The organism is Streptomyces sp. NPDC003247 (assembly GCF_042888135.1).
Lineage (GTDB): Bacteria > Actinomycetota > Actinomycetes > Streptomycetales > Streptomycetaceae > Streptomyces.
Genome location: NZ_JBIAPF010000019.1, coordinates 154,499 through 161,486 on the forward strand (window position 1 = coordinate 154,499; position 6,988 = coordinate 161,486).

The 6,988-nt window shown below is 69.4% G+C and carries 8 protein-coding genes; 4 read left to right on the plus strand and 4 right to left on the minus strand.

The window, feature by feature from the left end; all coding sequences use genetic code 11:
• Nucleotides 1-224: 224 nt before the first annotated feature.
• Nucleotides 225-1,013, minus strand: a complete 789-nt coding sequence (locus tag ACFYWQ_RS40335; protein WP_389524761.1) for a hypothetical protein — start codon at nt 1,011-1,013, stop codon at nt 225-227.
• Between the two features lie 154 nt (nt 1,014-1,167).
• Between ACFYWQ_RS40335 and ACFYWQ_RS40340 the strand changes: the two genes are divergently transcribed.
• From ACFYWQ_RS40340 to ACFYWQ_RS40350, 3 genes are all read left to right on the plus strand, one after another.
• The gene (locus ACFYWQ_RS40340) at nt 1,168-1,965 is read left to right on the plus strand and encodes an ABC transporter ATP-binding protein (RefSeq protein WP_389524764.1); all 798 of its coding nucleotides are present in this window, start codon (nt 1,168-1,170) and stop codon (nt 1,963-1,965) included.
• Nucleotides 1,966-2,030: 65 nt separating this feature from the next.
• Nucleotides 2,031-2,462: an NfeD family protein gene (locus ACFYWQ_RS40345; protein ID WP_389524767.1), complete on the plus strand. Its 432-nt coding sequence runs from the start codon at nt 2,031-2,033 to the stop codon at nt 2,460-2,462.
• 141 nt (nt 2,463-2,603) lie between these two features.
• Nucleotides 2,604-3,554: an SPFH domain-containing protein gene (locus ACFYWQ_RS40350; RefSeq protein ID WP_389524769.1), complete on the plus strand. Its 951-nt coding sequence runs from the start codon at nt 2,604-2,606 to the stop codon at nt 3,552-3,554.
• Between the two features lie 94 nt (nt 3,555-3,648).
• Here the strand turns inward: ACFYWQ_RS40350 and ACFYWQ_RS40355 are convergent, their stop codons facing one another.
• The 3 genes from ACFYWQ_RS40355 to ACFYWQ_RS40365 all read right to left on the minus strand — a co-directional run bounded on the left by ACFYWQ_RS40355 (nt 3,649) and on the right by ACFYWQ_RS40365 (nt 5,731).
• Entirely contained in the window at nt 3,649-4,155 is a 507-nt protein-coding gene (locus tag ACFYWQ_RS40355) for an HNH endonuclease (protein ID WP_389524772.1), read from the minus strand.
• 211 nt (nt 4,156-4,366) lie between these two features.
• Nucleotides 4,367-4,906 (minus strand): YbhB/YbcL family Raf kinase inhibitor-like protein, encoded by a 540-nt coding sequence (locus ACFYWQ_RS40360; RefSeq protein ID WP_389524775.1) that lies wholly within the window; start codon nt 4,904-4,906, stop codon nt 4,367-4,369.
• Between the two features lie 42 nt (nt 4,907-4,948).
• A complete protein-coding gene (locus tag ACFYWQ_RS40365; RefSeq protein ID WP_389524778.1) occupies nt 4,949-5,731 on the minus strand; it encodes a sporulation protein in 783 nt (260 codons plus the stop codon).
• Nucleotides 5,732-5,878: 147 nt separating this feature from the next.
• Here ACFYWQ_RS40365 and ACFYWQ_RS40370 point away from each other — a divergent pair, with 147 nt between their 5' ends.
• Entirely contained in the window at nt 5,879-6,520 is a 642-nt protein-coding gene (locus tag ACFYWQ_RS40370) for a DNA-3-methyladenine glycosylase (RefSeq protein ID WP_389524781.1), read from the plus strand.
• The last annotated feature ends 468 nt before the right edge of the window (nt 6,521-6,988 follow it).

Consider the following 6,988-nt stretch of genomic DNA (forward strand, 5'->3'; position numbering starts at 1 on the left):
TGACCCGGCCCCGTCAGAAAGAAGACGGGACCCCGTACGACCCGGCCCCGTCAGAAAGAACACGGGACCCCGTACGACCTGGCCCCGTCAGAAAGAACACGGGACCCCGTACGACCCGGCCCCGTCGGGAAGAACACGGGACCCCGTCCGTGACCCGCCCTCGTACCGCGGGCTCCCACCGGCGTCGGCCGTCCGCCCGACCGACGCCCACCCCGGCGAGGCCCTCACCGCACCCCTCGTTCCAACTCCTCCACATACGCGTTGTACGCGGCGACCTGCGCCCGCCGAGCCGTCCGCTCCACCGGCCGCAGCGCCTCCCCGCGCGCCGCCATCTCCGACGCGCTCACCGCACCCCCGTGCCCGCGCTCCAGGGCGAGGGAGACCAGCAACCCCACCCGCTGCGCCAGCTCCAGCACCCGCACCGCCCGCGGCGGATACCCCGGCGCGAGCACCTCCCGCCCACGCTCCGACCGAGCCCGGTACGCGTCGATCGCCGCCTCCGCCACCGGCCCGGACCCCGCCACGTCCAGCCGCGACAACACCGCCGTGGCGTCCCGCAACGCCTCCGCCAGTTCCCGCTCCGCCTCGCCCAGCGACGGCACATCGGCCGGCGGCGCCTCCCGCACCGCGAGACAGCGCCACACCACCTCGACATGCACATCGCCCTCGGGCCCGGCCTCGGACACCTCCGGCACCAACCCCAGCGCGGACCCGTGGCAGATCACCGCCTCCTCCGCCTCCAGCGCCCGCGCGTTGAACTCCGGCGGCCCGCTCAGCCCCAGCGGATGCCCGGACGCGGGCAGCGCCACCCGGAACCCCCTCACCCCCAGCGCCCGGAGCCGCCCCAGAGCGAGCGTGAGTCCGACGGGCGACGCCTCGCCGGGCAGCCCCGCCACCCGGTGCACGGCATCGGCACCGACTATGGCGTGCACCGCATCGTCCGGAGAGACAAATCCGGACAGAAGTGCGTTTCCCCAAGCGGCAAGGCGACCAGAGCGCGGTTCCGAAAGCATCCCCCCACCCTAAGGACCGGACCGATGGAACGGCTCCCCCGACCGGTGGCGTAGATTTTCCCGGAGGGCCGCGCCCACCCGCGCGCGGCGGTCCGAGCCACAGGCGTACGCGACGACCGAGTCCGGCCACACTGCAAGGGGAGACAACGCGCTCATGAGCGATGTTCTGGAGCTTCAGGACGTATCCGTGGTCCGCGAGGGCCGGGCTCTGGTGGACCAGGTCTCCTGGTCGGTCAAGGAGGGCGAACGCTGGGTCATCCTCGGCCCCAACGGAGCCGGCAAGACGACCCTCCTGAACCTCGCGTCCAGCTACCTCTACCCCAGCAAGGGCACCGCCACCATCCTCGGCGAGACCCTCGGCAAGCCCGGCACCGACGTCTTCGAGCTGCGCCCCCGCATCGGCATGGCCGGCATCGCCATGGCCGAGAAGCTCCCCAAGCGCCAGACGGTCCTCCAGACCGTCCTCACCGCCGCCTACGGCATGACGGCCGGCTGGCAGGAGGAGTACGAGGCCGTCGACGAGCAGCGCGCCCGCGCCTTCCTCGACCGCCTCGGCATGACCGAGTACCTCGACCGCAGGTTCGGCACCCTCTCCGAGGGCGAACGCAAGCGCACCCTGATCGCCCGCGCCCTCATGACCGACCCCGAACTGCTGCTCCTGGACGAGCCCGCCGCCGGCCTTGACCTCGGCGGCCGCGAGGACCTCGTCCGCCGCCTCGGCCGCCTCGCCCGCGACCCCATCGCCCCGTCGATGATCATGGTGACGCACCACGTCGAGGAGATCGCCCCCGGCTTCACCCACGTCCTCATGATCCGCCAGGGCAAGGTCCTCGCCGCCGGCCCGGTCGAACTCGAACTCACCTCCCGCAACCTCTCCCACTGCTTCGGCCTCCCCCTCGTCGTGGAACAGGTCGGCGACCGCTGGACCGCCCACGGCCTGCCGCTGTCCTGACCCCGTCCCGACCGCCCCCCTTCGCGCTCTGTCGGCGGCACGACCCTCGGTCCTACCATGAACGCGTGGACGACATCGACGCGTGGGTGTGGTGGCTCGTGGGGGCGGCAGCGCTCGGCATACCGCTCGTGGTGACCGCGATGCCGGAGTTCGGCATGCTCGCGGTCGGCGCCGTCGCGGCCGCCGTCGCCGCGGGCCTCGGCCTCGGCACCGTCGCCCAAGTGCTCGTCTTCCTCGCCGTTTCGGTCGCCCTCATCGCCGTCGTACGGCCCATCGCGGCCCGCCACAGCAGACAGCGCCCCCAACTCGTCACCGGTGTCGACGCGCTGAAGGGCAAACAGGCCGTCGTACTGGAACGGGTCGACGGCTCCGGCGGACGCATCAAACTCGCCGGCGAAGTCTGGTCGGCCCGCGCCCTCGACACCGACCACGCCTACGAGGTGGGTCAGGAGGTCGACGTCGTGGACATCGAGGGAGCCACGGCGATCGTCATCTGACCTTGCACAACTCCCGCACCACGCAAGTGGACAGAACACACCACGAGCCGCACGACCGTCTGTCAGACTCGACCAGCAAGATCTTCAACAAGCCTAAGATCTTCCGAAAGCGCCGAGGCGGAGAAGGGGACGGGGAGCACGATGGAACCGGTCATCATCGTCTTGATCATTCTGGTGGTGTTGGTCTTCATCGCCCTGATCAAGACGATCCAGGTCATCCCACAGGCGAGCGCCGCGATCGTGGAGCGCTTCGGCCGCTACACGCGCACGCTGAACGCCGGACTCAACATCGTCGTCCCGTTCATCGACACCATCCGCAACCGCATCGACCTGCGTGAACAGGTCGTGCCGTTCCCGCCCCAGCCGGTGATCACCCAGGACAACCTGGTCGTCAACATCGACACGGTCATCTACTACCAGGTGACCGACGCCCGGGCCGCGACCTACGAGGTCGCCAGCTACATCCAGGCGATCGAGCAGCTCACCGTCACCACGCTGCGCAACATCATCGGCGGCATGGACCTGGAGCGGACCCTGACCTCCCGCGAGGAGATCAACGCGGCTCTGCGCGGCGTCCTCGACGAGGCCACCGGCAAGTGGGGCATCCGCGTCAACCGTGTCGAGCTCAAGGCGATCGAGCCGCCGACCTCCATCCAGGACTCGATGGAGAAGCAGATGCGCGCCGACCGCGACAAGCGCGCCGCGATCCTCACCGCCGAAGGTACGCGCCAGGCCGCGATCCTCACCGCCGAGGGCGAGAAGCAGTCCCAGATCCTGCGCGCCGAGGGTGAGGCCAAGGCCGCCGCCCTGCGCGCCGAGGGCGAGGCCCAGGCGGTCCGCACCGTCTTCGAGGCGATCCACGCCGGCGACCCGGACCAGAAGCTGCTCTCCTACCAGTACCTCCAGATGCTCCCGAAGATCGCCGAGGGCGACGCCAACAAGCTCTGGATCGTCCCCAGCGAGATCGGCGACGCCCTCAAGGGCCTCTCCGGCGCGATGGGCAACTTCGGCGCGATGGGCGGCGGTTCGGGCTCCAACGGCGGCACCGAGAAGAAGATCCCGGAGCGCCGCGAGAAGCCGTCGATCGACTGACGGAACCGGAAAGCGGAGAGCCCCGCACCCCGTTCGAAGGGGTGCGGGGCTCCGTCCGTACACGGGCCGCACAGGGCGGCCCCGCGGCGCACCGCTAAGCCGCGTCCACGGCCAGCCACTCCGGCAGCGCGGCGAAGTCCTCCTGCCCCAGGGCCAACAGCATCGCGTCCTGCGGAGTCGGCTCGAACGGCAGCCGCAGCAACGGCATTCCCGCCTGCTCCGGAGTCCGGTCCGCCTTGCGGTGGTTGTCCTCCGCGCACGAGGCGACCGTGTTCAGCCACGAGTCCCGCCCGCCCTGCGCCCGCGGCACCACGTGGTCCACGGTCGTCGCCCGCCGCCCGCAGTACGCGCACCGGTGCCGGTCCCTGACCAGCACACCCCGCCTCGACCACGGTGCTTGTCTTCGGAACGGCACCCTCACGTACCGGCAGAGCCTGATCACCCGGGGCGCCGGTATGTCCACGGCGGCCCCTCGCATACGCAGTTCGGGGTGGGACTGTTCGACGACGGCCTTGTCCTGAAGCACCAGAACGACGGCTCGGTTCAGCGTCACCGTCGACAACGGCTCGAAGCTCGCGTTGAGTACCAGCGTGTCCCGCATACCAGCCCACCTCCCGTGTGCACCGGCCCACCCCCTGGCGGGCTGGGATCAACTCTGGCCGGGCACGCCGGGATGGACAACGCAATATCTGCTGCTCCCACGGGGGGTGACCCCCGCGACCCCCGGCAACAAAAATGCCCGCCCCTGATCACTTCCAAGACCAGGGGCGGACAAACGTTGAATGAACGATGAGCTCGCTCAGCCGACGGCGTCAGCTCTGCGCGGGGTTCTCGTACTCACCGATCAGCTGGGCGCGCGCGATCGTGTGGAACCGCAGGTTGAAGCCCACGGCGGCGGGCGAGGTGTTCGCGTCCGGACCGAGCTTGTCCTGATCCACCGCGTACACGGTGAAGACGTAGCGGTGCGGACCGTCCCCGGGCGGCGGCGCGGCGCCCCCGAAGTCCTTCGTCCCGTAGTCGTTGCGCGCGTGGACGGCGCCCTCCGGCAGGCCGTCGAACTTCCCGCTGCCCGCACCCACCGGCAGCTCGGTCACCGAGGCCGGGATGTCGAACAGGACCCAGTGCCAGAACCCGCTGCCCGTGGGGGCGTCCGGGTCGTAGCACGTCACGGCGAAGCTCTTGGTCTCGGGCGGGAACCCCTCCCACCGCAGCTGCGGCGAGGTGTTCCCCTCCGCGTGGACCTGCGCACTCTTGAGGGTCGCGCCCTCCTCGACGTCCTCGCTCGTCACCGTGAACGACGGGACGGGAGGATGGAAGTCGTGGGGGAGCGGCCGCCTCTTGTGCTCGGTCACCTCGGTACCTCCTGAACAGTTCTGGAGTCAGTGGTTCCGAGCCTAGAACCAGTTGCGCTTGCTGCCGACCTCGGACAGCCACTGGTTGAGGTACGCCGCCCAGTCGGTCCCCTGGTAGTCGTTCAGCCCCACCTGGAACGAGCGGAAGGTGTCGCTGCCCTCACCGAACAGCCCGGGCTTCTTGTCCATCTCCAGCACGACGTCCATGGCCTGCGCGTCGGCCACGAAGCTCAGCTCGACCTGGTTCAGGCCCCGGTACTGCGACGGCGGGAAGAACTCGATCTCCTGGTAGAACGGCAGCTTCTGCCGGGTGCCCCGGATGTGGCCGCGCTCCAGGTCGGCGTTCTTGAAGCGGAAGCCCAGCTGGATGAAGGCGTCCAGGATCGCCTTCTGCGCGGGCAGCGGGTGCACGTTGACCGGGTCCAGGTCGCCGGAGTCCACGGCCCGCGCGATCTCCAGCTCGGTGGTCACACCGATGTTCATCCCGCGCAGCGCCTGCCCGTCGATCATCGTGATCGGCGTCTCCCACGGGATCTCCAGGCCGAACGGCACCGCGTGCACCGCACCCGCCTGCAGCTCGAAGGCCCCGCCCAGCCGCTGCTTGGTGAACTCGATGTCCTGCTTGTACTCCTGGTCGCCGCTCTCCACCTCGACCTTGGCCTGCAGCCCGACGGACAGCCCCTCGATCTGCTGGTTCACGGACCCGCCCTGGATCCGCACCTCGCCCTGGACCACGCCGCCCGGGACCACGTTGACCTCGGTCAGCACCGTCTCGACCGAAGCCCCGCCGGCCCCGAGACTCGCGAGCAGCTTCTTGAACGCCATGACTTCCCCTCTACGACCTCTACGACTGGATCCTTGATCCTCTAAACGCGACCCGGCCGTGGCCGGTTCCGTCACCCACACCCTGGCAAGCCGAGGGCCCGCCGACCACCCCGCCGTACCCACCCCCCTGCACTACGCTCGGAGGGCATGATCGCGACCCCCGACCGTACGCCCCTTCCCCGGTCCTTCTTCGACCGCCCTGTCCTGGAGGTCGCCCCCGGCCTCCTCGGCCGCCTTCTCGTCCGCACGACCCCGGACGGTCCGATCACCCTGCGCCTCACGGAGGTCGAGGCCTACGACGGCCCGAACGACCCCGGCTCCCACGCCTTCCGTGGCCGTACCGCCCGCAACAGCGTGATGTTCGGTCCGCCCGGACACGTGTACGTCTACTTCACCTACGGCATGTGGCACTGCATGAACCTCGTCTGCGGCCCGGACGGCAGCGCGAGCGCCGTCCTGCTGCGGGCCGGCGAGATCGTCGAGGGCGCCGAGCTGGCCCGCACCCGCCGACTCTCGGCCCGCAACGACAAGGAATTGGCCAAAGGTCCCGCCCGCCTGGCCACAGCCCTGGACGTGGACCGCGCCCTCGACGGCACGGACGCCTGCACCCCCGGAGACACCCCCCTCCGCATCCTGGCAGGCACCCCCGTACCTCCCGAGCAGGTACGCAACGGCCCCAGGACGGGAGTCTCCGGCGACGGAGCCGTCCACCCATGGCGTTACTGGGTCGACGACGACCCGACGGTGAGCCCCTACCGCCCCCATGTCCCTAGGCGCCGTCGAAGTTGACTCGCTCTTGACGGGCGCGTAACGTAGCCCGAGCCGCTGAACCGGGTACGGCATTCGCCTGCAGCCGGAAGCGGCCAACCCACTACCTAGAACGCCCCTCAGCAGGGTCGAATTCGTCGTGCCCGCACGCCCGAATTCGAACTCGACGGAACTCGATTATGAGCTCGCGAGGGAATCGGCTAACGTAGTGAATGTCGAAAGGCCGACAGGCGAAAGCCGGAAGGCCCCAGGCAAATCCCGCCGACAGGGAATCGGATCGGAAACGGTCTGATAGAGTCGGAACCGCCGGAAAGGAAACCGCGAGAGCGGAAACCTGGAAAGCGCCGAGGAAATCGGATCGAGAAAAGATCTGATAGAGTCGGAAACGCAAGATCGAAGGGAAAAGCCCGGAGGAAAGCCTGAGAGAGTCTCTCGGGTGAGTACAAAGGAAGCGTCCGTTCCTTGAGAACTCAACAGCGTGCCAAAAAT